Below are 24,471 nucleotides of genomic sequence, written 5' to 3'. Positions count from 1 at the left end.
GTTACTACCTTCACGGCGATTCCACGTTCCTGATGGACCGTCAGAACCGCCCGCGGGAACGGGCCGTCACCACCGTAGGCGCGAGACCTGGAGTTGCCGATGCCCTGTCCAGCGCTGCCCGACGGGTTCGATTTCACCGACCCCGATGTACTGCACCAGCGCGTGCCCCTCCCGGAGTTCGCCGAGCTGCGCCGGGCCGAACCGGTCCACTGGATCCCGCAACAGCCCGGTGTCGCGGGCTTCGAGGACGACGGCTACTGGGCCGTCACCCGGCACGCGGACGTCAAGTACGTCTCCACGCACCCCGAGCTCTTCTCCTCGTTCCTCAACACCGCCGTCATCCGCTTCAACGAGCACATCCAGCGCGAACAGATCGAGGTCCAGCGGCTCATCATGCTCAACATGGACCCGCCCGAGCACACCCGGGTCCGCCAGATCGTGCAGCGCGGCTTCACCCCGCGCGCCATCCGCTCCCTGGAGGACGCCCTGCGCGCCCGGGCCGGTTCGATCGTCGCGAACGCGCTCGCGCAGGCCGGCCCCGACGGCGCTTTCGACTTCGTCACCCAGGTCGCCTGCGAACTGCCCCTGCAGGCGATAGCCGAGCTCATCGGCGTCCCGCAGGAGGACCGCGTCAAGATCTTCGACTGGTCCAACAAGATGGTGGCGTACGACGATCCGGAGTACGCGATCACCGAGGAGATCGGCGCCGAGTCGGCCACCGAACTCATCTCGTACGCGATGAACATGGCCGCCGACCGCAAGCAGTGCCCCGCCAAGGACATCGTCAGCACCCTGGTGGCGGCGGAGGACGAGGGGAACCTCGCCTCCGACGAATTCGGCTTCTTCGTCCTGCTGTTGGCGGTCGCCGGCAACGAGACGACCCGCAACGCCATCACGCACGGGATGCACGCCCTGCTCACCCACCCCGACCAGTGGGACCTCTACAAGAGGGAGCGGCCGAAGACCACCGCGGAGGAGATCGTCCGCTGGGCCACCCCCGTCGTCGCCTTCCAGCGCACCGCGACCCAGGACACCGAACTGGGCGGACAGCGGATCAGGAAGGGCGACCGCGTCGGCATCTTCTACTCCTCCGCCAACAACGACCCCGAGGTGTTCGAGAGCCCCGAGGTCTTCGACATCACCCGTGACCCCAACCCGCACCTCGGCTTCGGCGGCGGAGGTCCGCACTTCTGCCTCGGCAAGTCCCTGGCCACCCTGGAGATCGACCTGATCTTCAACGCGATCGCCGACGCGATGCCGAACCTGCGGCTCGCCGGCGACCCGCGCCGACTCCGCTCCGCCTGGCTGAACGGGGTCAAGGAACTCCAGGTCAGTCACCTCTAGCGGGCGCCGCACGCTCGGGCCGACGGTCTCCCGGCACCGTCGGCCCGTCCCGCGGGAGGCAGGGGCATCCCCCGCGCCCGACCCCTGCCTCCCCCGGATCAGCTCGGAGTACGGCTCGTCGCCGGGACCGGCTTCCTCGAGCCGGCCTCGACCGGTTCCCTCGGCGCCCGGGGCCGCGGGCCCTGGAGGACGTGGGTCAGTCCGAAGCCGGCGGCGACCACGGCCGCGCCGCCGACGGCGTCCAGGACCCAGTGGTTGCCGGTCGCCACGATCGCGGAGACCGTGAAGAACGGGTGCAGCAGGCCCAGTGCCTTCATCCACCACTTGGGCGCCAGGACCGCGATGACGAGCCCGCACCACAGGGACCAGCCGAAGTGCAGCGAGGGCATCGCCGCGTACTGGTTGGTCAGCTCGGTCAGGGTGCCGTAGTCCGGCTTGGAGAAGTCCTGCACGCCGTGCACGGTGTCGATGACGCCCAGGCCCGGCATCAGGCGCGGCGGGGCGAGCGGGTAGAGCCAGAAGCCGACCAGGGCGAGCAGGGTGGCGAAGCAGAGGGCGGAGCGGGCCCAGCGGTAGTCGGCGGGGCGGCGGACGTAGAGCACGGCGAGGACGGTGAGCGGGACGCCGAAGTGGAACGACTCGTAGTAGAAGTCGAAGAAGTCCCGCAGGAAGGGGACCTTCACCACCGCGTGGTTGACCCAGTGCTCGATGTCGAGGTGCAGGAACCGCTCGATGGCGAGGATCTGGTCGCCGTGGTGCTCGGCCGCGGCCCGGCCGCCGGAGCTGGTGCCCCCCGTCGCGGCGAGCCTGACCTGCTGGTAGGCGGCGTACCCGACACGGATCAGGAGCAGTTCGAGCAGCAGGTTCGGGCGGGCGAGGACCCGGCCGAGGAACGGGAGCAGCGGCACCTGCTTCCACCGGGCGGGGACGGGCTCCGCGTAGCAGGTGGGGATCGGTGCCCGGTAGAACTCCGAGGTGCGGGACAGGAACGGTACGACGGTGGCGGCGGCCAGCGCGGCGATCAGCACCACGTCGTCGCGCACCGGCGAGAGCGCCGGTGTGCCCGGCAGCATCATCCTGGCCGGCAGTGTCATGACGAGGATGACGGCGACGGGCCACATGGGGCGGTCCGAGGTCTTCCTGCCGACCCGGCCGACGAGCGCGAGCAGCACCCACAGCAGCTGGTGCTGCCAGGTGGTGGGCGAGACGGCGACGGCGACGCAGCCGGTGATCGCCACGGCGAGCAGCAGCTGCCCGTCGCGCGCGTAGCGCACCGCGCGACGGAGTCCGAAGACGGCGACGGCCACGCCGAGCGCCAGGAAGAGGCCGATCTCCAGCGGCCCGCTGAGGCCGAACCGCAGCAGCGCGCCGTGCAGGGACTGGTTGGCGAGGTCGTCGGCGTCCTTGCCGAGGCCGACGCCTCCCAGGTGGTGCACCCAGTAGGTGTTCGAGTCGTGGGGCATCGCGGCCCAGGCGAGCGCGGTGAGGGCGGCGAAGGTGATCCCGGTGGAGGCGGCGGCACGGCGGCGGCCGGTGAACCAGAGCAGCGGCGCGAAGAGCAGCACGGTCGGCTGGAGGGCCGCCGCGAGGCCGATGAGGACCCCGCAGACGCACTCCCCGCGGACGGCGAAGCAGCCGAGCAGGACGAGCAGCACCGGGATGATGCTGGTCTGGCCGAGGTAGAGGGCGTTGCGCACCGGCAGCGACAGCATGAGCAGGCTTATGGCGACGGGGGCAGCGAGCAGCGACGTACGGCGGCTCACGGGGTGCGGCAGGGCGCGCGCGGCGACCAGTCCGAGCGCGACGACCAGCAGCAGGGTGCCGAAGGTCCAGCCATAGCCGAGGGCCTGTTCGGCCGACCGGGTGAGGGGTTTGAGGACGAGTCCGCCGAACGGGGTGCCGGTGAACCGTGTCGAGTCGTAGAGCGAGCCCTTCACGTGGAGCACGCCGTGGGGTCCGACCCAGGTCTCCAGGTCCGTCAGCCGCTCCGGAGTAGGCGTACTGAGGACGGCGGCGACCTGTCGTACGGCGAGTATCGCGGCGATCATCCACAGCCCGACACGGAGCGCGCGCACCCGTGTTCTCGCGGTCTCCGCCGCCCCCCTGAAGGCATCGCCCGCTCGTCCGCCGTGCTCCACGTTCGCCACGCCCCGTCGGCCCTCCCGACCCATTGGTTCCGGTGTGTCTTGTGCATCCCTTACGTCACTCCATATCAGGACCTTATGGGGCGTCTGCCGCTTCCGTCGAAAAGAGCTGGAAACCCCCACTTCAGCGGACGCTTGCCCGCTTTTCACCAGGAAGGCCACGGCTCCACCCGGAAGGCCGCGGCGCACGAAGGCTCCGGTTCCGCTCCGGGCTGGGGACATAGATCACAGGCGGGGCCGGGAAGGGGCACCCCCGGCCGCCGCGTCGCGCCTGCGTACGCCGCTTTTAGGTGCGCTGTGCTGCGGGTCGCGCACCGTACGTCATGCGGACGATCCGGCCTAAGGTCGCTTTTCGGTCCGCCTCCGGGTGGGCCTCCGGTCCGCCCCCGGGCGGACCCGTCCCTGTCCCCGGCGAAAGGAAGGCCCTTGCCGACCGCGACCCCGACAGCCCCCGCGGCACCCGTCCCGACCCCCGCCCGCCCGGCCTCCCCCGAGGTCACCGTCACCGACCCCGCACTGGTCAAGCGCGCCGTGAAGGCGGCAGCGCTCGGCAACGCGATGGAATGGTTCGACTTCGGTGTCTACAGCTACATCGCGGTGACCCTGGGCAAGGTCTTCTTCCCTTCCGGCAACCCGACCGCCCAGCTGCTCTCGACCTTCGGCGCCTTCGCCGCGGCCTTCCTCGTCCGCCCGCTCGGCGGCATGGTCTTCGGCCCGCTCGGCGACCGGATCGGCCGCCAGAAGGTCCTCGCGCTCACCATGATCATGATGGCGGCGGGCACCTTCGCGATCGGCCTGATCCCGTCGTACGCCGCCATCGGCGTCGGCGCTCCGATCCTGCTGCTCGCGGCGCGTCTGGTGCAGGGCTTCTCCACCGGCGGCGAGTACGCGGGCGCCTCGACCTTCATCGCCGAGTACGCGCCCGACAAGAAGCGCGGCTTCTTCGGCAGCTGGCTGGAGTTCGGCACGCTCGCCGGCTACATCGGCGGCGCGGGCCTGGTGACCCTCATGACCGCCCTGCTGTCCACCGAGGACCTGCTGTCCTGGGGCTGGCGCGTGCCGTTCCTGATCGCGGGCCCGATGGGCATCATCGGCCTCTATCTGCGAATGCGGCTCGAGGAGACCCCGGCGTTCGCCGCGGAGATCGAGAAGTCCGAGGCCGACCGCCCGAAGGTGCCGCTGCGCGAGATGATCACCGGCCAGTGGCGCGCCCTGCTCCTGTGCGTGGGCCTGGTGCTGGTCTTCAACGTCACCGACTACATGCTGCTGTCCTACATGCCGAGCTACCTGACCAGTGAGCTCAAGTACGACGAGACGCACGGTCTGCTCGTGGTCCTCGGCGTGATGGCGCTGATGATGATCGTGCAGCCCTTCGCGGGCGCGCTGACCGACCGGATCGGCCGCCGCCCGGTGATCGCCGCCGGCTGCGTGGGCTTCCTCGCCCTGTCCGTCCCGGCGCTGCTGCTGATCCGCCAGGGCAGCCTGTTCGCGATCGCGCTCGGCATGGGCGCCCTCGGCCTGCTGCTGGTCTGCTTCACCGCCGCGATGCCCGCCGCGCTCCCGGCGCTCTTCCCGACCCGGGTCCGCTACGGCTCGCTGTCCATCGGCTTCAACATCTCGGTATCGCTCTTCGGCGGCACGACCCCGCTGGTGGTCACGGCCCTCATCGGAGCGACCGGGAACATGATGATGCCCGCCTACTACATGATGGCCGCGGCCGTGATCGGTGGCGTCGCCGTGTGGTTCATGACGGAGTCGGCGGGCCGCCCGCTGCCGGGTTCCGCGCCCGCGGTGGAGCCCGCCCGGCACTGACGCCGCGCCTCCCGCGGCGCGCCCTCCCCCGCCCAGCCCTGGAACCGCGGCCTCCGTCGTGTCGTCTGAGTCCCTGTCCGACGGCACGACGGAAGGGCTACGGGGGATGCGCGCGCGGCTGCCGAATGGCGAACGAGGGCGGACACGGGGGCGGCTGCCGGCCGTCCTCCTGACGCTGCTGATGCTCCAGCTGGGGTCCCTGGTGGCACCCGCCTATGCCTGCGGGTGCGGCGCGATGGTGCCGGAGGCGCGGCGGCACGTCGGCGTCGGCCGCGAGCTGTCCGCCGTCCGCTGGGACGGCCGCGAGGAACAGATCGTGATGTCCCTGACCGTCACCGGCGACGCCCGCGAGGCCGCGTGGATCATGCCGGTCCCGCACCGGGCGACCGTGGAACTCGGCAGCAGCGCCCTGTTCGACCAGCTCACCGGGGCGACCGCGCCCGAGCACCGGACCCGCCACCACTTCTGGCCGCACGACGGCGACTGGCCCTTCACCCACGACACCGACACCGCGGCGGCTCCTCGGGCGGGCGCGACGGCTCCCTCGGTGGACGTGGTCGGCCGCGAGCGCCTGGGCCCCTTCGACGTCGCCCGTCTCACCGCCACCGACTCGGGCGCCCTCGGCGACTGGCTCGCGGACAACGGATTCCGCCTGCCGTCCCGGCTCGACCGGGCGCTGCGCCCGTACGTCGACCTGGGCTGGGAGTACGTGGCGATCCGGCTGGCCCCCGAGAAGTCCGGCACTCCGCTGGGCGGCACCCTCGATCCCCTGCACCTCACCTTCGCCAGCGACGAGCTGATCTACCCGATGCGGCTCTCCCGGCTTGCGCAGACCCCGCAGTCGCTCGGCCTGTACGTCCTCGCCGCGCACCGCATGGAGCCGCGCACGGCGATCGGCGGCGACCGGCCCGAGGTCGTGTACGCGGGCCGCGTCGAGGCGGCCTCGGACCCGCTGGCCCGGTTCACCGAAGGCGGCACCGACTACCTCACCGCCATCGACCAGGAGTTCCCCCGGCCGTCGCTGATCTCCGGCGACCATCATCTGCGCCGCACCGCGACGGACGCCGCCCATCGGCGGGTGATCCACGAGGACCGGCTGCTGAGGGTGGGCGGGACTCCGGTGTGGCTCCTGACGGTGGGCGGGGCGCTGCTGCTCACGGCGGTGGTAGTGGGGGCGTTCGTGCGGGCCCGCGGCCGCCGGCCGGTCCCGCCTCCCCCTCCGGTGCGGATCCCGCCGCCGATCGGCTGAGACCGGGCCCCGGGCGCCCGAATCGAGCTGGCAGGCACCGGCGTCGAGGACTAAGTTCGTCCCCGGAAGTCCTTAGCGCATCTAACTAGGCATACGAAAGGCCCGGTGCATGAGCGAGTCGCAGGTCTGGAACGACGTCGACGACCACTTCACCACCCTCCTGGCCCCCGCCGACGAGACCCTGGCCGCCGCGCTGCGCGACAGCGACGCGGCCGGACTGCCCCCCATCAACGTCGCGCCGAACCAGGGCAAGCTGCTCCAGCTGCTCGCCGAGATCCAGGGCGCCCGCCGCATCCTGGAGATCGGCACGCTCGGCGGCTACAGCACCATCTGGCTGGGCCGCGCCCTGCCCGCCGACGGGCAGCTGATCACCCTCGAGTACGACCCCCGGCACGCCGAGGTCGCGCGCGCCAACCTCGCCCGGGCCGGGCTCGGCGAGATCACCGAGGTGCGGGTGGGGCCCGCCCTGGAGTCGCTGCCGAAGCTGGCGGACGAGAACCCGGAGCCGTTCGACTTCGTCTTCGTCGACGCGGACAAGGTGAACAACGCCCACTACATCGAGTGGGCGGTCCGGCTCACCCGGCCCGGCAGCGTGATCGTCCTCGACAACGTCGTCCGCGGCGGAGCGGTCACCGACGGGACGAGCACCGACCCGAGCGTGCTGGGCACCCGGGCCGCACTCGAACTGATCGCCTCCCACCCGAAGTTGAACGGCACGGCGGTGCAGACGGTGGGCAGCAAGGGGTACGACGGGTTCGCGCTGGCACGCGTACTCGCCTGATCACCTCGTCCCGCCCGGCCGCCCACCCGCACCGGCCCTCGGCCCTTCGCCCGGGCCTTCGCACCGGTTTCCGTGCCGGAGCCGGTCCTAGGCCTCGTGGTAGAAGCCCACGTTCACGGTGCGGGGGCCGGTGCGGTCGTGGATGACGAGTTCGCCGGAGCCGCCCGTCGGCAACTTGGCCGTCCCGCCGTACGGAAGCGGCTGGGCCGCCAGCCCCGCCAGGATCAGCCGGACCTCGGAGGACGGCTCCGTGTGGGAGCCACGGAGCCAGGTCACCTGCCAGGAGCCGTCCGGGCCGCAGAGGAACTCCAGGTGGACCCGGGACACGAACAGCCAGTCGTCGGGGGTCGCGAGACGGCACACGGCCCGGTCCCGGCCCACCCGCAGCATGGCTCCGGGGTCGCTCGGCGCGTCGGCCATCAGCATCCCGGCCGTCGCGCCGGCGTCCGCCCCGGACACCGAGGCCATGGTGAGTTCGAGCACGCGCGCTCCTTCGTGAGGTGCTGGTCCAATGGTGCCGACGCGAAACGTCGTTGCTTCGCCGCCGCCGCATGATAATTCGACCTTTCCCCTCGTGGTGCGACCTCCGGCACAATGGACCCATGACCGAGCGCAAGCCACCCGGCGTCAGCTTCGAGTCCTGGGTCGACCGGCAGATCCGACAGGCGGAGGCCCGCGGCGAGTTCGCGGAACTCCCCGGCGCGGGCAAGCCGCTGCCGGAGATCACCGACACGCCGTACGACGAACTCTGGTGGATCAAGCGGAAGATGGTCCGTGAGGGGCTGTCGGTCCTGCCGCCCACCCTGGCCCTGCGCAAGGAGGCGGAGGACGCCCTCGTCGCGGCGTCGGTGGCCCCCTCGGAGCGGGCCGTACGGCGGATCGTCGAGGACATCAACGCCAAGATCCGCGAGGTCATGTTCAAGCCGCCGCCGGGACCTCCCCTCGGGCTCAAGCCCTACGACGTGGAGAAGATCGTGCGGGAGTGGCACGCGGCGCGGGCGGACCCGGCCCCCGAGGCCCGGCCCCCCGGGGAGCGGGGAGACGGCGGAGCCGCCTGAGGCCGCGGAGGGACCGCGGGAACACCGGACGGAATCCGGCGGAGTCCCGCTGCATGATGAGCCGCGCGGCACCCAGGGACACGACGGTCCGCGCGAACGCCGTGAGGCCGCGCCCCGGAACATGGTCCGGGGCGCGGCCTCACCGGCGAGCGCGGAGGTGTCCGAGCCCGCTCAGAGCTTCAGGAGCCGCTCGGTCATCTCGCGGTAGTCCCGTAGGGCGAGCCGGAGTTGCTCCGTGTCGGAGTCCGTCGCCTTGCCCTCGCCGCCGGACTGCCAGGACGTACGCAGGGTGCGCCGCCGCCGGGTCACGGCCTCCGTGAACCGGCCCGCGAGCTCCTCCAGCACATGGTCGGCCTCCTCCACGGATGCCTGCGGCCCGTCGACGAACCCGCCGACCGCGTGCCGCATCCGCAGCGAGAACTTGTCGTGCTCGTCCAACGGCAGCAGCCGCTCGCCGTGCCCGGAGCCGCCTTCCGCCCGCGCGTCCGCGCGGCCCTCGGTGTCCGCCGGGCCGCCCTTGGGGAGCGCTCCCCCGGCGTCCCGCCGCTCACCGTCGCGGCGCACCGCGTCGGCGCCACGGGGCATGGGAGGCACTGCGGGGCTGCCGGTCTCGCGCGACGTGCCGCCGGCACCCGCACGGCTCCGGTCGGCACGCGGCTTCGCGCGCTCGTCGGAGGAGACACCCGCGGCCTCGCGGTCCGGCACACCGGTCCCGGTCGTCCGGGCCGCCACGCCGTCGCCGGTCCCCGCCCGGTCGCCCGGGGCGGAGTCGGCGGACGCGGGATCGACATGGCCCTTCAGAGCCTCGCGGCGCGACACTTCCTCGGCCTCCCCGCGGTTCTCGTCCGCGCGGTCCGCCGTGCCCTCGCCGGCCATCGCCCGGTCGTCCCGGGAGCGCTCGGCGGGTACAGGGGTCACACGGCCTTTCATCGCACCCGGCTCGCGGGAGGGGGTCCGCTCGGGATCCTGGTCTGGCTTCATGGTGCTCACCTTCCTCAACTCCCCTTCGCCTGACGCCTGGTGAAAGACCAGGGCAGGTGGCGGGAGCGGGTGTCGGGGGTGGAGTTCTCCGTGGTCTCGGTGCGCTCGGTGCGCTGGGCGCGCGCGGTGCTCTCCGTCGTCTCCGCGGGCTCGGGGCTCCGGGCGTCCTTGCTCATGCCGAACCGCCTGGTGCGCTCCGGGTGGGCGGGCCGGGGCTCGCTCACGTCGTCCGTGCCGCGTGCACGGTCGGGGGAGGTGTCCTCACGGGTCGGGGTCAGCAGGTCGTCGAAGAGGGCGCGGGCCTCGAGCATCGCCTCGCGCATCTGCTCGGTGTCGGCGCCGCCGTTCTGGCCTCCGCCGGTACGGGCCAGCGCGGCACGGTGCACGCGGCGGTAGCCGTGGACATGGTGTCCGTGGTGCACGGAGAGCGCGGAGACCTGCTCCTCGTAACGGCCCTCGTCGGGGAACCCGCGCGCACCGGCCAGCTCACCGAGCAGCCGGTCGGCCTCGGCGACCGCTTCCTGCGGCGAGTCGACGAAGCGTTCCTGGGCTGCCGTCCAGCCGGCCGCGTACCGTTCGCGGGCCGCGGGTTCGAGCGGCCGCTCGCGCAGCGAACCGTGCAGCTTCACCCGCTCGGTGAGGTCGCGTTCGGCGGCCTTGGTGTCGCCGTCGTGCCGGGCGACGGTCCGGTCGTACTCCGGTCCGAAGCGCCGCCGCAGGGTGCGCCCGCCGGGCGGCCTTCGGTTGAGGAGCAGCAGGGCGGCCGCGACAACGGCAACGGCCGCCACAATCACGATCAGAGCGATGATCACGCCTGTGGACATGGGTGCCTTCCGGGGTTCTCGACCCAACGGGCCGGTTCCTGGACCGGGTTGCCCGGAAGGCGCTCCTCAAACGGCCTGCGCACGCCCCGACCGCCGCGACCCGGAACCGGCCGCACGCCGGCGACCCGTCCGTCGCCCACCCGACAGCACCGGCAACGCCCGCCCCGCGTGGGGCTGTTCGGGACCGCGCCGCAATCCGGTTGCGGGCCGGGGGCGGCGCCTGACGACAATGACCCGCATGACCCGATCGCCTTCCGGCACGCCCGCTTCCTGGAGCGTGGCCCCCGAACCCTTCGACTCCCCCGTCGCCGCCGCGCTCTGGCGGGCGTACTACACGGAGGTCAGCGACCGGTGGTACCTGCTGCACGAAGGGCGTACGACGGATCCCGGCGAGCTGGAGCGGGAGATCGCCGCGCACACCGGCGGCGAGTTCGCGCCGCCGACGGGTGTGCTGCTCGTCGCACGGTACGACGGTGAGCCCGGCGGCACGGCGGGGGTGCGGATGGTCGACGCCACCACGGGCGAGCTGCGCCGCGTCTTCGTCCGGGAGGACCTGCGCGGCAAGGGCGGCGCGCCCCTTCTGCTGGCGGCGGCCGAGGAGGCCGCTCGCGGCCTGGGCGCCCGGCGGCTGGTCCTCGACACCCGCGGCGACCTCGTCGAGGCGCGGACGCTGTACGCCCGGCACGGCTACGAGGAGACCGCGGCGCACAACGACGAGGCCTACGCCGAGCACTGGTTCCGCAAGGACCTGACCGGCTGACGCTCAGCCCATCTCTCCCTGGGGCCGGCCGAGCAGCGTGCGCTCGTGGGGCCGCTCCGCGTCGGAGCCGCACATCTCGTCGTTCAGCTCCGCCACCAGCTGGGTGAGGTCGGTCGGGCGGTCCGGCCCCCACCAGTCGCCGAGGAGCTCGGCGAGGGACTCCTCGCGGGCCCGGGACAGCTTCCCGGCGGCCTCGTGGCCCGCGTCGGTCAGGACCAGGTCCAGGCCCTCGCGGCGGGCGAGCCGGCGTTCCTCGACCTGCCGCGTGGCGGCCAGGACGACGTCCAGGGGCACGACACTGCGCTCGGCGAGGACAGAGGGCTCCGCCCACCCGTACTTCTTGATCCGCAGCAGCAGCCAGCTCGCCGCCGGCAGCAGGTCGTAGCCCGCGCGCGCGGTGATCCTCTCGTAGATCTCCCGGCGCCCCTCCCGGGTGCCGAGCACGGACAGCGCCCGGCACACCTCGTCGTACGACGACCGCTCGACCGGGTTGCTGGCGAGCGTCTCCGTGACATCGGGGGCCGTAACGGAGGCGCGCAGCTTGTCCTCGCGGAGGAACCAGGCCAGGACGAAGCCGAGCAGGGCCACCGGGGCGGCGTACAGGAAGACGTCCGTGATCGACGTCGCGTACGCGTGCAGGACGGGCTGCTGCAGATCGGCGGGCAGCTGGCCGATCCCCTTCGGGTCGGCCTTCAGGGAGTCCGTGGTGATGCCGGGGGGCAGTTGCTGCCCGCCCAGTGTCTTCGTCAGGTTGTCGCCGAGGCGGCTCGCGAAGACCGTGCCGAAGATCGCGACGCCGAACGAGGCGCCGATGGACCGGAAGAAGGTCGCGCCGGAGGTGGCGACGCCCAGATCCTCGTACGACACGGCGTTCTGCACGATCAGGACCAGCACCTGCATGACCAGGCCGAGGCCCAGGCCGAAGACGAAGAAGTACGCGCTCATCTCCCCCGTGCTGCTGTTCTCGTCCAGCTGATGGAGCAGGAGCAGGCCGAGGGCGGTGACCCCGGTGCCGGTGATCGGGAACACCTTCCAGCGGCCGGTACGGCTGACGATCTGGCCGGAGGCCGTGGACGACAGCAGCAGCCCGAACACCATCGGCAGCATGTGCACGCCGGACATCGTGGGCGACACGCCCTGCACGACCTGGAGGAACGTCGGCAGGTAGGTCATCGCGCCGAACATCGCGAAGCCCACGATGAAGCTGATGATCGCGGAGAGCGTGAACGTGTGGACACGGAACAGCTTGAGCGGCAGCACGGGTTCGGCCGCGCGCCGCTCCACCACGACGAAGGCGACGGCGAGACCCACGCCGAGGACGGCGAGAGCGATGATCTGCGGCGAGCCCCAGTCCCAGGTGGTGCCGCCCAGCGAGGCCACCAGGACCAGGCAGGTGGCGACGGCGGCGATCAGGAACGTACCGAAGTAGTCGATGACGTGCCGGGCCGACTTCTTCGGGATGTGCAGGACCGCCGCGATCACCGCGAGCGCGACGACGCCGACGGGGAGGTTGATGTAGAAGACCCAGCGCCAGCTGAGATGTTCCGTGAACAGTCCGCCGAGCAACGGCCCCAGCACACTCGTCGCACCGAACACCGCGCCGAACAGCCCCTGGTACTTGCCCCGTTCACGCGGCGGGACGAGATCGCCGACGATCGCCATCGACAGCACCATCAGCCCGCCGCCGCCGAGTCCCTGCAACGCCCGGAAGGCGATCAGCTCGCCCATGTTCTGGGACATGCCGCACAGCGCCGATCCGATCAGGAAGATCACGATCGCCGTCTGGAACAGCTTCTTGCGGCCGTACTGGTCACCGAGTTTGCCCCACAGCGGGGTGGCCGCCGTCGACGCGAGCAGATACGCCGTGACCACCCAGGACAGATGCTCCAGGCCTCCGAGATCGCTGACGATGGTCGGCAGGGCTGTGGAGACGATCGTCTGGTCCAGCGCGGCGAGCAGCATGCCGAGCAGCAGCGCGCCGATGGACACGAAGACGCTGCCGTGCACCGTGTCCCGGGCGTCGGTGGCGGCCGCGGTGCGGCGCCGCACCGCGGACTCGCTCACCTCGATCGACTCGTGCAGGCCGGTCGGACCGCCCGTGCCGACGCCGGTCGACTCGTCCGCGCCTTCCGTCCCCCGGCCGGCGGGCGTGTCCGAACCGTGCGCGTCCCCGGTCATGCGGCCTCCCTGAGCCCCGAGGGTCCCGGTCACCCTCCATCCTGATCGGTGTGTCCGGTTATGGCCTGTCGAACCGACCGGAATCCTGGATTCCGGGGGGCTGCTTGAAGGTTGTATGAAGGTCGTCCGGATAATCTCTGGAAATCTCAGGGGGAGGGACCCACTCGTGACTGAACCGACCGGGCATGTCTGCCCCGAGTGCGCCGCACACCGGGCGCAGGACGGCACCCCGTCCTGCGCCTGCACCAGCAGGGCGTCCGACGCCCTGCGTGACGCGCGCACGGCGGAGGCCGCGGCGACGGAGGACTTCAACCCGCTGCGCATCCGGCCCTACGTGGAGCTGGGCCCGGAGCGTTCCGGGCATCCCGGAGGGGGCCAGTTGCCCGGTGCGAACGCGGGGCATCCGGACCAGGCGGCCCCGGGCGACCCCGGCCCCGCCGCCTGGACCGCAGAGGCGGGCTCCTGGGCCCCGGAGGGCGCCTCCACGCCGCTGGACGGCCCTGGAGCGCCTCCGCACGGCACGGCGCCGGTGAACGGCGACGACACGTGGCCGAACGGGGTCACGCCGGCGGGCGGGATACCGATGCCGCCGGCGAACGGAGAGGACGCCGCCTCTTCCACCATGCGGCTGAACGCCGTTCCGGCCGACGCGACGATGCGGCTGAACGCCGTTCCGGCCGACGCGACCAGGGGACCGGCCACGGTTCCCGCCGACGCGACCATGCGGCTGAAGGCACTTCCGTCGGAGGCGCGGGCCACCGACGTCCGCCTCTTCCAGGACCGCTCCCCCGAGCCCGGATCGGGGGCCCCTGCCTCCGATCGGCCGGGGCGCGGCCGGCGAACCGGGGTCATCGCCGTCGCCGGAGTCGTGGTCACGATGGTGGCCGCGGCGGGGTTCGCGAGCGGACTGCTGTCGTACGACACTCCCGCGCGGGACGGCGCACTGCCGAAGGACGTCCGCGCGAGCGCGCCGGAGGTGCTGTCCGACAAGACCTCGGGGTCGCCGTCCGCGAGCACGTCCGCCACGTCCTCGGCGCCGTCGGCTCCGGCCTCCTCCCTGAGCGCGAGCCCGTCGCCGTCGGCGTCCGAGTCCGACACCTCGGCATCACCGTCCCGGTCGGCCACGTCGGCACCCGCGTCCACGTCCCCGAGCGCGAAGGCGACCCCGACGGGATCGGTGGCGTCCACGGGCAGCGGTTCGAACGGCGTGTCAGCGCAGACCCTGCGACGCGGCGACAGCGGCCCCGAGGTGACCGAACTCCAGCTGCGGATGACCCAGCTGAGGATGTACATGCGCAACGCCGACGGCCGGTTCGACCGCCGCCTCGAGGACGCGGTGCGCTGGTACCAGTGGGCGCGGGGCATCTCGGGTGACGAGCCGGGGGTCTACGGCACCGCCACCCGGGCAAGCCTGGAGGCGGAGACGACCGAGCCGTGACCGGCGTCGGGCCTGGGTCCGGTGGGTGGGTCGGGGCCGTGCCGGTACATCCCAGTCCGTCGCCGCTGGATCAGACGTGGGCTATCTGTGCGAACTGCTGCTCGATCCGAACGTAAGCGACGGACATTCGGGATGTACCGGCACGGCCCCTCCCGCCGCATCCCGGCTGCGGGTCGCACGTGGCGAAGATCCAGCCCCTCCGGTTTCAGCCCCTCCGGCGTTTGAGGAGCGGGGTCCGGGGCGGAGCCCCGGGTACGGGTCGGGTAGGGGCGGAGGGGGCGAGAATCCCCGCCCCAGCCCCCTCCCCGCCCGGCGACTCAGTCGATGCGAAGGTCAGCCCTCAGCCGATGTGAAGGCGAACTGTCCCGTCCGCGAGGGCCTCGACCCGTACCTCGGTCAGGTCCCGTACAAGGACATCCGGCCCGTGGAATCCCGCCCGAGGACCGACCCCGACGACCCTCATACCGGCGGCCCGCCCCGCCGCGATCCCCGCCCCGGAGTCCTCGAACACGACACAGTCCTCGGGCGCGACGCCCAGCTCGGCCGCGCCCTTCAGGAAGCCCGCGGGGTCGGGCTTGCTGGCACCGACCGACTCGGCGGTGACACGCACGTCGGGAAGTCCGAGCCCGGCCGCGGCCATCCGCCCGGTCGACAGCGCCACGTCCGCGGAGGTGACGAGCGCGTGCGGCACTCCGGCGAGGGAGGCGAGGAACTCCGGCGCTCCCGGAATCGCGACGACGCCGTCCATGTCGGCGGTCTCCTCGGCCAGCATCCGCGCGTTGTCCGCGTAGTTCTGCTCCATGGGCCGGTCCGGCAGCAGGACCGCCATCGACGCGTACCCCTGCCTGCCGTGGACGACCTTCATGACCTCGTCCCCGTCCAGCCCGTGCCGGTCGGCCCAGCCGCGCCAGCAGCGCTCGACGACGACGTCCGAGTTGACGAGGGTGCCGTCCATGTCGAGCAGGAAGGCGCGGGCGGTCAGAACGGTGATGGCCGTCGTCATCGGCATGCTCCAAGGCGCAGATAGGGAGGTCCAACATGCCCCCCGGGAAACAAGGCGGCCCCGCCCGCCGGTCAGGGATGTGCGGGCGGGAGCCACTTTGTTCCTACAACATACAAAACTACCTCCCCCAGCGCCACCACCCCCTGCACACGAAATGGTCGAAACGCTTGAAACGGACGAGATGAACGCATGGGCGGGACGACAACCTCCAAGCCACGCAGCACCCGCAACCACAGCGCACGACAGGCGCCACACCTCGCGAGCGAGACGCCCCCCGAGCCACGAAGCACCCACCCCCGTCCACACACAGCAGGGGCCTTACATCGCGGGCGGGACATCTCCCACACCACGAAGCACCCGCAGTCGGCGGCGCACGGGAGGGGCCGTGCCGGTACATCCCTATGTCCGTCGCTTACGTTCGGATCGAGCAGCGGTTCGCACAGGTAGCCCACGTCTGATCCAGCGGCGACGGACTGGGATGTACCGGCACGGCCCCGACCCACCCACCGGACCAGCACCCGACCCAGCTGACCGGCACCCGACCCAGCTGTCCGGTGGCCGGCCGGACACCGGACCCACACCCGGAACGCCAGCGCCAGCGACCCCGCCGGGCTCAGCCCGCGACAGCCTCGTACAGGCTCCAGACCCCCAGCCCCAGCATCAGCACCGCCGCCACCTTGGTGATCAACGACAACGGCACCCGCTTCATCAGCGCCTTGCCGCCCACGATCCCCAGCCCCGCGACAGCCCACAGCGCCAGCACCGCACCGAGCCCCACCGACAGCGGATCGTCGTACCGCGCGGCGAGGTTCGCCGTCATGATCTGCGTGAGGTCGCCGAACTCGGCGACGAGGATGAGCATGAAGCCCGCCCCGGAGACCTTCCAGAAGCTCTGGTTCTCCGGCTTGCGGATCTCCCCCTCGTCCTCGTCCTTCTTCATCAGCAGCACCGCGGCCCCGCCGAGAAACAGCACACCAGTGACGGCGTGCACGATCTGCTGCGGCAGCAGCGTCAGCACACTGCCCGCCGCGACGGCGAGCGTCACATGGACGGCGAACGCGGCGGCGACACCGGCGAAGACGTACGAGGCGCGGTAGCGCGTGCCGAGGACGAGGCCGGCGAGGGCGGTCTTGTCCGGCAGTTCGGCAAGGAAGACGACACCGAAGACGAGCGCCATCACGCTGAAGCTGATCAAAATTCCTCAATCGGTCGGGCTGCCCCGCCGAGAGTGTTGCGACTGCGCGTGCTGTGACTGCGCGACACCTCGGCACGGCAGCACACAGCGATACCCGCACCGGGAGGCGCGGGCAGAAGTACCCACGCCGGAAGGGCCCGGCACGGGCAAGTGCACTGCTTGCCGAAGGTCTCGCTGGCCGGCCTCGTGGAACGAGACCTGCCTCCGGGCGCCGGCTCAGACGAGCTGAGCAGTATGTCGACGGTCCGGCGAAGAGCTACTCCCCTTCTGCGCCGTCCATGGTACGCGACCCCCGCAGCGGCCCCACAGGGCCGAAGGTCCCCGGACCGGAATACCCCACGGAACCGAAAGTTCTGTCATGAACCTTGTCATGTCATGTACGCGTCACTAGCTTCTAACCGCGCACTTACCTCCCGGCAATACGACGCCGCGAGCATGTGTTCGCTCGCTCTCCAACGCCCCCCCACTCCAAGGGAGTTCGCATGCCAAAGGTCTACGCGCGTCGACGGCTGAGCATACTCGCAGCCATCACGGGTCTCATAGCCATGGCCAGTGTTTTTAATGGCCCGACCGCCTCCGCGGCCCTCCCCACCCCGGTCAGCGCGGCCACCGCCCGCACCTACCTCGCGTCCCTCACCGTCGCGACGGAGAACCGCACCGGCTACGACCGCGACCTCTTCCCCCACTGGATCACCATCTCCGGCGCCTGCAACACCCGCGAGACGGTCCTGAAGCGCGACGGCAGCGGCGTCGTCACCGACTCCGCCTGCGCCTCCACCAGCGGCAGTTGGTACTCGGTCTACGACGGCGCCACCTGGACGGCCGCCTCCGACCTCGACATCGACCACCTCGTGCCGCTCGCCGAGGCATGGGACTCCGGCGCCTCCGCCTGGACCACCGCCCAGCGCCAGGCCTTCGCCAACGACCTCACCCGCCCCCAGCTCATCGCCGTCACCGACAACGTGAACCAGGCCAAGGGCGACCAGGACCCGGCCACGTGGATGCCCTCGCGCACCGCGTACGCGTGCACCTACGTCCGCGCCTGGGTCCAGGTGAAGTACTACTACAACCTCAAGGTCGACTCCGCGGAGAAGTCCAAGCTGACCTCGGTCCTGAGCGGCTGCTGACCCGCGCCGCCCCACCCACCGGCGGCCGCCGGTCCCCCACGGTCGGCGGCCTCCGGTCCCCCGGGTTCCGGACATCGCCCCCCACGGTATTCACCACGGTTTCCGGAACCTCCCCACCGACCTCCGTCGTTCCGTACCGTACGGGGCGACGGAGGAGGGGGATCATCATGGCGGAACTGCGCCTGGGACCGCTGCTGAGGTACGTGGACGGTTCGTCGGCGACTTTCTGGGTCGAGGCGAGCCGCCCGTGCACCGCCGAGGTGCGCTGCGCGGACGGCTCCCGCGGACAGGCCCGTACGTTCCAGGTCGCGGGCCACCACTACGCGCTGGTGCCGGTCAGCGGACTGACACCGGGCACGGTCACCGCGTACGAGGTCCTGCTGGACGACACGACCGTCTGGCCCCTGCCCGGCTCGCGATTCCCCCCGTCGGTCGTCCGCACTCCCGAGGGCGACGACACCGCCGTCCGCGTCACCTTCGGCTCCTGCCGCTGGGCGGCACCGCCCGCGGACGAGAAGGACCCGGTCGGACCGGACGCCCTGGACACCCTCGCCGCCCGGATCGCCGCGGCCCCGGACGGCGAACGCCCGGACGTGCTGCTGCTGCTGGGCGACCAGGTGTACGCGGACGAGGTCTCGGACGCGACCCGTGCCTGGATCGCCGCGCGGCGGGGCCTGGCGGACCCCCCGGGCCATCAGGTCGCGGACTACGAGGAATACACCCGCCTCTACTACGAATCCTGGCTCGACCCCGAGATCCGCTGGCTGCTGTCCACGGTGCCCAGCTGCATGATCTTCGACGACCACGACGTCATCGACGACTGGAACACCAGCGCGGCCTGGCTCAAGGAGATCCGGGCGACCCCGTGGTGGCGCGAGCGGGTGCTGAGCGGTCTGATGTCGTACTGGGTCCACCAGCACCTCGGCAACCTCTCGCCCGGCGAGCTCGCCGGGGACCTGCTGTACGCCGCCGTGCGCGAGACACCCGACGGCACCGACGTGCTGCGCGCCTTCGCCGCACAGGCCGACGCCGACCCGGCCTCGGTCCGCTGGAGCTACCGCCGCGACTTCGGCCGGACCCGGGTCCTGATGCTCGACACCCGCTCGGCCCGCGTCCTGGACGAGCAGCACCGCGCGATGCTCGATCCCGGGGAGTCGGCCTGGCTGCGCGAGCAGGCCCTGGACGCCCCGGACTCCCGGGACCATCTCCTGATCGGCACCTCCCTGCCCTGGCTGCTGCCCCCGCTGATCCACCAGGCCGAGACCTGGGACGCCGTGCTGTGCCGGGGCGAACGCGGCGCTCGATGGGCGCGGTTCGGCGAGCGGCTGCGCCGCGGGGCCGATCTGGAGCACTGGGCGGCCTTCCCGGAGTCGTTCGAGGAGCTGGCGGAGTTGATCGCCGAGGCCGGATCGGGAGAGCACGCGCCGGCGACGGTGTGCGTGCTGTCGGGAGACGTGCACCACGCCTACGTCGCCGAGCCGGTCTGGGCCGACCCCGCCCGGCAGCCCGCCGCCCGGGTTCTCCAGCTGACCTGCTCCCCCGTCCACAACTCCATCCCCCTCTCGATACGGCTCGGCTTCCGCTTCGGCTGGAGCCGCCCGGCCCGGATGCTCGGCGGGCTCCTCGCCCGGCACGGCCGCCGCGGGCGCCCGTCGGTCGACTGGCGGAAGGCCGGCGGCCCTTGGTTCGGCAATCAGCTGATGACCCTGACGCTGCACGGCCGTTCGGCCGCGCTGCGCCTCGAACAGGCGCGGGAGACGCGAGGCGGAGGCGGCCGCGCGGGGGGAGCCGCCCGGCTGGCGACGGTGGAGGAGTCCGTGATCGCCCCGCAATAGGGCCATTCCCCATGGTTGTTGCGCGTGTCGTCCCCGATGGGCGTGAGGCATCCCACACCCGGTGCCGATCACGCGCCCCGGGGCTCGGCCCGCGCGGCACGCGACGGGCATGATGAGGCGGACCGTCCGCTTCCAGTAGGCGGTCCGCCGCCCTGCGCCCCCCACGCCCGGGAGTCACATCCTTGTCCGCAGAGCCCTCCCCCCAGTGCTCCGCCGCCCTCGCCCCGCAGAGGTCCTCGTCACCCGCCGGGCCCCACGCCTCCGTCGCCCTGGTCGGCGCGGGCCCGCGGGGCACCAGCGTCCTGGAGCGCCTCTGCGCCTCCGCGCCCGAACTCCTCGCACCGGGCGGGCGGTTGACGGTCCATGTCGTCGATCCGGACCCGCCGGGACCCGGCCGCGTCTGGCGCACCGCGCAGTCCCCTCATCTGCTGATGAACACCGTGGCCTCGCAGGTGACCCTGTTCACCGACGAGAGCGTGGACTGTTCGGGGCCGGTCCGCCCGGGGCCGAGCCTGCACGCGTGGGCGGGCGGCGCACTCGGCCCGGACGCCTATCCCACCCGCGCCCAGTACGGCCGCTATCTGGAGTGGGTCTTCGGCGAAGTGGTGCGAGAGGCCCCGCCCGAGGTGCGGGTCGAGGTGCACACCGCCCGCGCGCTCCGGCTCACGGACGAACCGGACGGCCGCCAGGCACTCGCCCTGTCCACCGGCCGCGCGCTGGCGGGGCTCTCCGCCGTGGTCCTCACGCAGGGCCATCTGCCGGTGCTCCCGGACCAGGCCGAGCGGCGCCTGACCGCGTACGCCGGGCGGCACGGCCTGCGCCACATTCCGCCGGCCAGCCCCGCCGACGTCGACCTCTCCCCGCTCGCTCCGGGCGAGCCGGTCCTGTTGCGCGGCCTCGGGCTCAACTTCTTCGACCACACGGCCCTGTTGACGACCGGGCGCGGCGGCCGCTTCGTCCGGGCCGACGGCGGCCTGCGCTATCTGCCCTCGGGCGACGAGCCGCGTCTGTACGCCGGCTCCCGGCGCGGGGTCCCGTACCGGGCCCGCGGCGACAACGCGAAGGGCCCGTACGGCCGTCATGCACCGCTCGTCCTGACCGAAGAGGTGGTCTCCCGCTTCCGCGAGCGAGCGGACTCCGGTGAGGCGCCGGACTTCCTGCGCGAGATATGGCCGTTGGTCGCCAAGGAGGTGGAATCGGTCTACTACGAAAGCCTGTTGGCGCGTTCCGGGTGGCGCGGCGATCCTGTCGATTTCCGGGACCGCTTCCTCGCCGTCCCGCACCGCGATCCCGAAGAGGCCGGCGTCCTGGACGAGTTCGGCGTCGCGGACACCGAGCGCTGGTCCTGGGACCGGATGGCGCGCCCGTACGCGGGACAGGCCTTCGCCGGTCCCGGCGGCTGGCGGGAGTGGCTGCTCGGCCATCTGCGGCAGGACGCCGCGCAGGCCGCGCTCGGCAATGTGGACGGGCCGCACAAGGCCGCCCTGGACGTGCTGCGGGATCTGCGCAACGAGCTGCGCCGGATCGTGGATCACCGCGGGCTGAAGGGCGACTCGCGCCGGGCCCATCTGGACCGCTGGTACACGCCGTTGAACGCCTTCCTCTCCATCGGCCCGCCCCGGCGGCGCATCGAGGAGCTGGCCGCGCTGATCGAGGCGGGCGTCGTGGAGGTGCTCGGTCCGAGGCTCGAGGTGCGGGCCGAGGACGGGGCATGGGTGGCGCACTCACCCGATGTTCCGGGGTCGGCCGTCCGCGCGAGGACTCTCGTGGAGGCACGGCTACCGGAACCGGATGTGCGACGGACCGCGGACGAGCTCCTGGCCCGGCTGGTGAGCACGGGGCAGTGCCGCCCGCACACCGTCGACGGCTACGAGACCGGGGGGCTGGACGTGACGCCGCGGCCCTATCGCCTGATCAGCCGTCAGGGCCGCCCGCACGCACGGCGGTTCGCGTTCGGGGTGCCCACGGAGGGCGTGCACTGGGTGACCGCGGCGGGCGCCCGACCCGGAGTGGATTCGGTCACGCTTTCGGACGCCGATGCCGTGGCGCGAGCCGCGCTACGTGCGGCGACGACCGAAACGGAACGGCAAACGGAATCCCGGCCATGGCTGAATGTTGAACTTGCAAGCATAGATTAGGGGCACCTAACCTTGGTGGCTCACTCGGTTCCGTCCCACGGTCCGGCCCTGCCCGGACCGAACCAGACCGAAGGAGTTCCCCCACATGACCGGACGCCTCAACAGCGCCCAGCCGTACGCCATCGCCCTGTTCCGCATCGTCGTCGGCCTGCTCTTCGCCGCGCACGGCGCCGCCTCGCTCTTCGGCGTGCTCGGCGGCGCGATCGGCACCGACGGCGGCACCATCGACGCGGGCACCTGGCCCGGCTGGTACGCGGCCGTCATCCAGCTCGTCGCCGGAGCGCTCGTGCTCCTCGGCCTCGGCACCCGCGCCGCCGCGTTCATCGCCTCGGGCTCGATGGCGTACGCCTACTTCGACGTCCACCAGTCGGCGGCCCTGTGGCCGATCCAGAACGGCGGCGAGCTCTCCGCGCTGTTCTGCTGGACCATGCTCCTGCTCGTCTTCACGGGCTCCGGCGCACTCGGCCTCGACCGGCTGCTCGCCGCCCGCACCTCCCCGGCCGCCGAGGAGCAGCGCGCCTCGGAGCCCGTCACCGCCTGACCCCCGCACGAGAGCGCCCGCCTCCCGCCCACGGAGGCGGGCGCCCGCGCGTCCGGACGGGCTCGCCCCCGTCCACGCGCCGCTCACCCGGGCCCCGCATCCGCGCCCATAGCGGACACATCGGAGTCGTACCCGTACCGGAGCGTGCGGGGGCGTGAACGTGATGTGATCGACACCTGCGGCCCCAGCGGATCTCCTGTCACACCCGCGGCGTACGCTGTATGGCTGTCACACGACGCCCCGCCACTCCTCCGCGAGTCGCGGCGCGGTCGTGTCCACGGGGGATAGCGGGGGAGAGTTTCGGTGCTGGAGAGTGTGGGGTCGCTGACAGGCAGCCCATGGATCTACGCGGCGGTCGCCGTGTCCGTCCTTCTCGATGTGTTCCTGCCGGTCCTGCCGAGCGGTGTCCTGGTGATCGCGGCGGCGACGGCCGCGGCGGGCTCCGCCACCGGCGCCGTTCCGCACGCCGTGCCCGACATCCTGGTGCTCACCCTCTGCGCGGCCACGGCCTCCGTGTTCGGCGACATGGCGGCGTACCGCCTCGCCTGGCGCGGCGGCGACCGCCTGGACCGCGCCATCGCCCGCTCCCGCCGTCTGACCAGGGCGCAGGAACGTCTCGGCGAAGTCCTGGCGCGTGGCGGCGGGGCCCGCGGCGTGCTGGTCGTCGTCGCCCGTTTCGCACCGGCCGGCCGCTCGGTCGTCTCGCTCGGCGCGGGCGCGGCGCACCGCCGGGTCCGCGAGTTCCTGCCCTGGTCCGTCCTCGCGGGACTGGCCTGGGCCGGGTACAGCGTCGCCCTCGGCTACTTCGGCGGCCAGTGGCTGGGCGCCACCTGGCTCGCGACGGGCGTCTCCTTCGGAGCGCTGTTCGCCGCGGGAGCGGGCGCGGCCTATCTCGTGCGCCGCCCCGCGGGACGGCAGCCGGCCACCGGCGGCTGAGCCGCCGGCCGCGCTATCCGGCGCGCTGGGCCGCCGCCCCGCGCACCTCCAGGCTGTCCAGCAGTTCGGCCGTGGCCGCCGTCACCGCCTCGACGGCACGGTCGAAGACCTCACGGTTGTGGGCGGCCGGGGCACGGAACCCGGAGACCTTGCGGACGTACTGCAGAGCGGCGGCACGGATCTCCTCCTCGGTGGCTTCCTCGGGGATCGCGGGCGGACGAAGCGTCTTGATGCTGCGGCACATGACTCCAGTCTCGCGCGTACGGCGCCGTCATGGTCACTTCTCGCGGAAGCGGGCCGCCCCGGCCGGGGAATACCGCCGCCGACGCGGCGGATTGAGCAGAGCATGACCTCATTGGAGATCACTTACGTCGGCGGCCCGACCGCCCTCATCGCGATCGGCGGCCTGCGGCTTCTCACCGATCCGACCTTCGACGCTCCCGGCGAGTACCCCGTCGGCGCACGCACGCTGGTGAAGACCGCGGGGCCCGCGCTGCGGGCCGAGGAGCTCGGCCCGGTCGACGCCGTGCTGCTCTCCCACGACCAGCACCCGGACAACCTGGACACGTCCGGGCGCGGGTATCTCCAGGACGCCCCGGTGACGCTGTCGACGGCGTCGGCGTACGAGCGGATCGGCGCACCCGTACGGGCCGTACGCCCCTGGGAGTCCGTCGAACTGGCGCGTCCGGACGGCGGAGCGCTGCGCGTGACGGCCGTCCCGGCGCAGCACGGACCCGATGGCTCGCTGCCCCTCGTGGGCGAGGTGACCGGCTTCGTGCTGTCCGGGGAGGGGCTGCCCCGGGTGTACGTGAGCGGCGACAACGCGTCCCTGGACGTCGTACGGGAGATCGCGGGCCGGGAGGGCCCCTTCGACGTGGCCGTCCTGTTCGCGGGGGCGGCGCGCACGCCGTTGGTGCCGGACGCTCCGCTGACCCTGACCAGCGAGGACGCGGCCCGGGCGGCGGAGATCCTCGGCGCCGACCGGGTCGTCCCGCTGCACTTCGAGCACTGGGGGCACTTCACCCAGGACGGTTCGACGCTGACGAAGGCCTTCGCGGAGGCCGGTCTCACGGACCGGCTGCGTCTGCCGGAACCGGGAGCCTCGGTACGGGTGCCGTAGCCGCGCA

General features: G+C 72.3%; 21 protein-coding genes. 13 read left to right on the top strand and 8 right to left on the bottom strand.

Annotation, left to right across the window (positions count from 1 at the left end; translation table 11 throughout):
* Nucleotides 1-99: 99 nt before the first annotated feature.
* Nucleotides 100-1,344 carry a cytochrome P450 gene (locus OOK38_RS21195; RefSeq protein WP_266758211.1) on the top strand — a complete coding sequence of 415 codons (1,245 nt, stop codon included), beginning with the start codon at nt 100-102 and terminating at the stop codon, nt 1,342-1,344.
* A 98-nt stretch (nt 1,345-1,442) separates the two neighbouring features.
* Here OOK38_RS21195 and OOK38_RS21190 read toward each other — a convergent pair whose 3' ends face one another.
* Nucleotides 1,443-3,491 (bottom strand): bifunctional glycosyltransferase 87/phosphatase PAP2 family protein, encoded by a 2,049-nt coding sequence (locus OOK38_RS21190; protein WP_266758212.1) that lies wholly within the window; start codon nt 3,489-3,491, stop codon nt 1,443-1,445.
* 423 nt (nt 3,492-3,914) lie between these two features.
* Here OOK38_RS21190 and proP point away from each other — a divergent pair, with 423 nt between their 5' ends.
* The 3 genes from proP (at nt 3,915) to OOK38_RS21175 (ending at nt 7,330) form a co-directional block, all read left to right on the top strand.
* Nucleotides 3,915-5,300, top strand: coding sequence for a glycine betaine/L-proline transporter ProP (proP, locus tag OOK38_RS21185; protein ID WP_266758213.1), 1,386 nt, complete (start codon nt 3,915-3,917; stop codon nt 5,298-5,300).
* Nucleotides 5,301-5,406: 106 nt separating this feature from the next.
* Nucleotides 5,407-6,549, top strand: a complete 1,143-nt coding sequence (locus OOK38_RS21180; RefSeq protein WP_266848675.1) for a DUF2330 domain-containing protein — start codon at nt 5,407-5,409, stop codon at nt 6,547-6,549.
* Nucleotides 6,550-6,658: 109 nt separating this feature from the next.
* Nucleotides 6,659-7,330 carry an O-methyltransferase gene (locus OOK38_RS21175; RefSeq protein WP_266758214.1) on the top strand — a complete coding sequence of 224 codons (672 nt, stop codon included), beginning with the start codon at nt 6,659-6,661 and terminating at the stop codon, nt 7,328-7,330.
* 87 nt (nt 7,331-7,417) lie between these two features.
* On the opposite strand, the gene OOK38_RS21170 is transcribed toward OOK38_RS21175, so the two are convergent.
* On the bottom strand, nt 7,418-7,813 hold the full coding sequence (locus OOK38_RS21170; RefSeq protein WP_266758215.1) for a hypothetical protein: 396 nt from the start codon (nt 7,811-7,813) through the stop codon (nt 7,418-7,420).
* 119 nt (nt 7,814-7,932) lie between these two features.
* On the opposite strand from OOK38_RS21170, the gene OOK38_RS21165 reads away from it, so the two are divergent.
* Nucleotides 7,933-8,388 (top strand): DUF1992 domain-containing protein, encoded by a 456-nt coding sequence (locus tag OOK38_RS21165; protein ID WP_266758216.1) that lies wholly within the window; start codon nt 7,933-7,935, stop codon nt 8,386-8,388.
* 171 nt (nt 8,389-8,559) lie between these two features.
* Here the strand turns inward: OOK38_RS21165 and OOK38_RS21160 are convergent, their stop codons facing one another.
* On the bottom strand, nt 8,560-8,973 hold the full coding sequence (locus tag OOK38_RS21160) for a hypothetical protein (RefSeq protein WP_266765663.1): 414 nt from the start codon (nt 8,971-8,973) through the stop codon (nt 8,560-8,562).
* A gap of 410 nt (nt 8,974-9,383) precedes the next feature.
* Nucleotides 9,384-10,193 (bottom strand): hypothetical protein, encoded by an 810-nt coding sequence (locus OOK38_RS21155; RefSeq protein ID WP_266758217.1) that lies wholly within the window; start codon nt 10,191-10,193, stop codon nt 9,384-9,386.
* A 238-nt stretch (nt 10,194-10,431) separates the two neighbouring features.
* On the opposite strand from OOK38_RS21155, the gene OOK38_RS21150 reads away from it, so the two are divergent.
* Nucleotides 10,432-10,953, top strand: coding sequence for a GNAT family N-acetyltransferase (locus OOK38_RS21150; protein ID WP_266758219.1), 522 nt, complete (start codon nt 10,432-10,434; stop codon nt 10,951-10,953).
* Between the two features lie 3 nt (nt 10,954-10,956).
* Here the strand turns inward: OOK38_RS21150 and OOK38_RS21145 are convergent, their stop codons facing one another.
* The gene (locus OOK38_RS21145) at nt 10,957-12,915 is read right to left on the bottom strand and encodes an MDR family MFS transporter (RefSeq protein ID WP_266765664.1); all 1,959 of its coding nucleotides are present in this window, start codon (nt 12,913-12,915) and stop codon (nt 10,957-10,959) included.
* Nucleotides 12,916-13,297: 382 nt separating this feature from the next.
* Between OOK38_RS21145 and OOK38_RS21140 the strand changes: the two genes are divergently transcribed.
* Nucleotides 13,298-14,569: a peptidoglycan-binding protein gene (locus tag OOK38_RS21140; RefSeq protein WP_266758221.1), complete on the top strand. Its 1,272-nt coding sequence runs from the start codon at nt 13,298-13,300 to the stop codon at nt 14,567-14,569.
* Between the two features lie 340 nt (nt 14,570-14,909).
* Here OOK38_RS21140 and OOK38_RS21135 read toward each other — a convergent pair whose 3' ends face one another.
* Together OOK38_RS21135 and OOK38_RS21130 are read right to left on the bottom strand one after the other, a co-directional pair.
* Complete coding sequence (locus OOK38_RS21135) at nt 14,910-15,572, bottom strand: HAD-IA family hydrolase (protein WP_266758223.1); 663 nt, start codon at nt 15,570-15,572, stop codon at nt 14,910-14,912.
* Between the two features lie 613 nt (nt 15,573-16,185).
* Entirely contained in the window at nt 16,186-16,767 is a 582-nt protein-coding gene (locus OOK38_RS21130; RefSeq protein ID WP_266758225.1) for a TMEM165/GDT1 family protein, read from the bottom strand.
* Nucleotides 16,768-17,249: 482 nt separating this feature from the next.
* Between OOK38_RS21130 and OOK38_RS21125 the strand changes: the two genes are divergently transcribed.
* The 5 genes from OOK38_RS21125 (at nt 17,250) to OOK38_RS21105 (ending at nt 23,344) form a co-directional block, all read left to right on the top strand.
* Nucleotides 17,250-17,894 carry an HNH endonuclease family protein gene (locus OOK38_RS21125; protein WP_266758227.1) on the top strand — a complete coding sequence of 215 codons (645 nt, stop codon included), beginning with the start codon at nt 17,250-17,252 and terminating at the stop codon, nt 17,892-17,894.
* A 167-nt stretch (nt 17,895-18,061) separates the two neighbouring features.
* Complete coding sequence (locus tag OOK38_RS21120; protein WP_266758228.1) at nt 18,062-19,729, top strand: alkaline phosphatase D family protein; 1,668 nt, start codon at nt 18,062-18,064, stop codon at nt 19,727-19,729.
* Between the two features lie 269 nt (nt 19,730-19,998).
* Complete coding sequence (locus OOK38_RS21115; protein WP_266765665.1) at nt 19,999-21,867, top strand: FAD/NAD(P)-binding protein; 1,869 nt, start codon at nt 19,999-20,001, stop codon at nt 21,865-21,867.
* A gap of 85 nt (nt 21,868-21,952) precedes the next feature.
* The gene (locus tag OOK38_RS21110) at nt 21,953-22,408 is read left to right on the top strand and encodes a DoxX family protein (RefSeq protein WP_266758230.1); all 456 of its coding nucleotides are present in this window, start codon (nt 21,953-21,955) and stop codon (nt 22,406-22,408) included.
* Between the two features lie 303 nt (nt 22,409-22,711).
* Nucleotides 22,712-23,344 carry a DedA family protein gene (locus tag OOK38_RS21105; RefSeq protein ID WP_266758232.1) on the top strand — a complete coding sequence of 211 codons (633 nt, stop codon included), beginning with the start codon at nt 22,712-22,714 and terminating at the stop codon, nt 23,342-23,344.
* A 13-nt stretch (nt 23,345-23,357) separates the two neighbouring features.
* Here OOK38_RS21105 and OOK38_RS21100 read toward each other — a convergent pair whose 3' ends face one another.
* Nucleotides 23,358-23,588, bottom strand: coding sequence for a DUF2277 domain-containing protein (locus tag OOK38_RS21100; protein WP_266758234.1), 231 nt, complete (start codon nt 23,586-23,588; stop codon nt 23,358-23,360).
* Between the two features lie 102 nt (nt 23,589-23,690).
* Between OOK38_RS21100 and OOK38_RS21095 the strand changes: the two genes are divergently transcribed.
* Nucleotides 23,691-24,464, top strand: a complete 774-nt coding sequence (locus OOK38_RS21095; RefSeq protein ID WP_266758236.1) for an MBL fold metallo-hydrolase — start codon at nt 23,691-23,693, stop codon at nt 24,462-24,464.
* Nucleotides 24,465-24,471 lie beyond the last annotated feature (7 nt).

The sequence above is a fragment of the Streptomyces sp. NBC_00568 genome (genome assembly GCF_026341855.1).
In the GTDB taxonomy this organism is placed as follows: Bacteria; Actinomycetota; Actinomycetes; order Streptomycetales; family Streptomycetaceae; genus Streptomyces.
This window is presented reverse-complemented; position numbering and strand designations above follow the sequence as displayed.